Raw genomic sequence first — 3,270 nt, 5'->3', positions numbered from 1 at the left:
GGATGTTGATTTTAGCCAGATGCTTTTTGACTTCATCATATGAGCTTAATGCGGCTGAGAGCATCGCAATATAGGTGCTTAAACCATTGGATATAGCATGGTGAATACCCAGTAATTGCAAGCCTGGTTTACAGCCCGTCCCTTTGCCTTTATTTGTTCCTTTGAAAAGATAGTAAGGCATATAAATATCAAAACGGTTGCCATTGCGATACATCACATTAGTCGCTCTGTAGTCTTTGAAAATGTAGCGCTTGCCCGTAGCATCTAACTGTGCTTTTTCATCTTTTTTAAATGAGTCACTGAGCACCTTCTCTTGGTGATTTAATGCTGCGTATAAGTCGGAGAGTTTGCTTGATAGATTTTGCGCATGCTCAATACGATCTTTATCAAGCTTATTTTCCGTAACGGTGTTAAGTTTAGATAGCTCTACTATCGTATTTGATATCTCATTCTGAATCGTTTCTAGGTTTTGCTCAGCTAAATTCATCCGTAACTTGCTTATGTTTTAAAGGCAGTAGGCTATTTGTACATAAGTATCACATTCAGTTCAAGTTAAACTACAGCTGATTTACCCACAAATCGCGAATGCGCCCCCTGCTAACAAAGCACAATTTTTAATGATGTTTAATGCAATTGAAAAATTGGGGTTTATTCCTGAGAATATTATTCAGCAAATAGTACCTGGATTTTTTTCCATACATACTCAGGAAAATAATAAAACGCTGGTTGATGAATTTACAACTCATCTAAAAAACAAAAGTTTAGATATATCTTCGTTAATTCGCTTAGGGAAAATGATTTTTGAACGGCAAAATCGTATGAACCTTTTAGATGCCTTTAGCGAAGTTGATATTCCAACTCTAATCATCACGGGATCAGAAGATTGCTATCGTCCAACGCATGAAGGTGAGTTGATGGCTCAAAGATTACCAACAGCGCAGTTTGTAGAGGTAGTATCAGCTGGACATATCTCATCACTTGATCAACCATTACAAATCAACAAACTGCTAGACGAATTCTTTCGATTACAACTTGTTAAAGAGCGCTTATGGTACTTTGAGTGATTTTATTTTATTTGATTTTCTTATTTGCTTTATTTTAAATTTCATAATCACTGTGAGACCTCCTAATGCGTTATTTTTAGCATATACTTCGCCACCATGCTCCTCAACAATTTCTTTAGTGACTGCCAAACCTAAGCCATTGCCTTTGGAATTCGAGATTTGTCCTTGATAAAATGCCAAAAATATATTACCAAGCATATCTTCTGGCACACCAATACCGTCATCCATCACCTCAATAAGAATGTTTTTTCTGAGATACTTCATGCTGATTACAACATTTTCGCCATACTTTAGTGCGTTATTAATGATATTAGTTAATGCGCTTGTAAGCTCTTCTGGAGCACCTAGCATCATATACTCTTGATTTACAGTCTCATCAATAAAAGAAACTCTTTCTATGCTATGTTCTTGATAGGACTTAACGATCTCTCTAACCAATCCATATAAATCTACGATCACTTTTGGCGCATTTAAATGCCTTTGATTGGCATAATGAATTGTTTTACGCAAAATTCTATTAATATCATCAATTTGTGTAAAAACTTTTTCTTTAAGCACCTCATCTTTAACTTTGTATAACATCAACTCCATTCTAGTTAAAGGTGTTCTTATATCATGCGCGAGTGCTGCCATAGTACGCATTTTCGTATCACTTAAATTTTGAACCTTCAGAATCAATGCTTCAATATAACGCGCTGATTTACGTAACATATACAAGCTAGAATGCGATACAACACCTTTTTCAAGTGTGGGTAATTTCAGTCGATATCTGTCTTCTAAAGCAAACATCTTCTCCATTGCATGCAGCAAATAACGTCCATTAATAAGATACATTGCAACATAAAGCATCGCAAAAAGCTGTAACAGAATGAATAAAGTGCCAACCCAAGGAAGTCTTATTCTTGGTAACTCTAATACTATCCATGCACCTAAAGGCTTTGCATAAACAGATATCACATTATTCTGCCAGAAGCGTATACTTTTCAAGGCTTTCTCGATCTTTTGCGCACTTATATCACCTGAGACATCAATATGAATATAATCTGAAGAATATTCTGGTAGCGGTAACACTTTGACATTCATACATTGATTGCTTGAGCTTGGCAGTATTTCCTTTAGGTAATTTCTCTCCCGTGCACTAAAATCCATATGATTAAGTTCACCAATAAAATTAATCATACTTGAGGCAATAAGTCGCTGATTTCTGTCATGATCAAGAAAGTTATTGATATAAAAATAGGACATTAAAATAATATTGAGAAAAAACGCACACAAGAGAGCAAGGTTAAACTTAAGTCTATATTTTGTGCGTTTTAAGTTTTGACCCACCATCTTTCTTCTTACTTCACTTAATCTGAATTGGATATTTTAAACTATAACCGAGCCCTCTTGTAAAACCAATTAAGTACTCACAATTATTATCTTTGAGTTTTTGTCTAAAGCGTGAAATTAAAGTTGAAACAATTCGATCTTCTGGGTGTAAATCTCGCCCATAAACATATTTTGCAATATCATATTGTGATGATGAACTACCAATATGCTCATTTAGGTATGACAGTAGTTTGAGTTCATTTATATTAAGTGAAATTTTAAGTTTCTGTTCAAGGTTAATTAACTGTAATTCCTTCATATCAAGTTGCCAAATTTTTTCATCCTCACTTGATTTGACTTTACTCATTGATAGAATATTACGTATCTTAGCCAGAAGGACTCTCGTACTAAAGGGTTTTTGCATAAATTGCAAAGCACCTAGCTCATAGGAAATCAACTCATCAAGTTCATCTTCTGAAGCGGTAATAATAATGACAGGAATGCGCAGTTTTTCAGAAATTCTACGACAATAATATTTCCCATTTTCATAGCCTGGCATATTTAAATCAACAATTAATAGATCTGCAAGAAAAGTCTCTAAAGTAACATCTGCTTCAACAGGATTAGCAGCAGAACATACCTCATAATTCTCGGCTTGCAATATTTCTTGCAATTCTTCACGAATTATTTCATCGTCATCAACAATTAAAATTTTAAACTTAACCCCATTCATCATTAATCCACATTTTCCCTGAAAGATTACTATAATAGGACTTACGCATTGATGACAGCGTGATTATGTGCTAGTTCCCCTGTATACTTACCAAAAATGGATGTTGATAGGCTTTAACCAAGCATGACAAGAGCAATAACACGACCACCAACAGCTCAATGT

The 3,270-nt window shown here is 34.8% G+C and carries 4 protein-coding genes; 1 reads left to right on the top strand and 3 read right to left on the bottom strand.

Annotated elements, in window-relative coordinates; all coding sequences use genetic code 11:
* Window positions 1-487, bottom strand: a 487-nt coding sequence (locus DNJ75_RS14470) for a hypothetical protein (RefSeq protein WP_157968388.1), incomplete at its 3' end; no start/stop codon positions are given.
* Window positions 488-617: 130 nt separating this feature from the next.
* On the opposite strand from DNJ75_RS14470, the gene DNJ75_RS14465 reads away from it, so the two are divergent.
* Window positions 618-1,064 carry an alpha/beta fold hydrolase gene (locus DNJ75_RS14465; protein WP_117004143.1) on the top strand — a complete coding sequence of 149 codons (447 nt, stop codon included), beginning with the start codon at window positions 618-620 and terminating at the stop codon, window positions 1,062-1,064.
* Here DNJ75_RS14465 and DNJ75_RS14460 read toward each other — a convergent pair.
* Together DNJ75_RS14460 and DNJ75_RS14455 are read right to left on the bottom strand one after the other, a co-directional pair.
* On the bottom strand, window positions 1,047-2,309 hold the full coding sequence (locus tag DNJ75_RS14460) for a sensor histidine kinase (RefSeq protein ID WP_157968387.1): 1,263 nt from the start codon (window positions 2,307-2,309) through the stop codon (window positions 1,047-1,049). The genes DNJ75_RS14465 and DNJ75_RS14460 overlap by 18 nt on opposite strands.
* Before the next feature lie 100 nt (window positions 2,310-2,409).
* Window positions 2,410-3,111 carry a response regulator transcription factor gene (locus DNJ75_RS14455; RefSeq protein WP_117004141.1) on the bottom strand — a complete coding sequence of 234 codons (702 nt, stop codon included), beginning with the start codon at window positions 3,109-3,111 and terminating at the stop codon, window positions 2,410-2,412.
* Between the last annotated feature and the right edge of the window lie 159 nt (window positions 3,112-3,270).

Origin of the sequence: Cysteiniphilum litorale (genome assembly GCF_003428165.1) — a bacterium.
Lineage (GTDB): Bacteria > Pseudomonadota > Gammaproteobacteria > Francisellales > Francisellaceae > Caedibacter > Caedibacter litoralis.
This window is presented reverse-complemented; position numbering and strand designations above follow the sequence as displayed.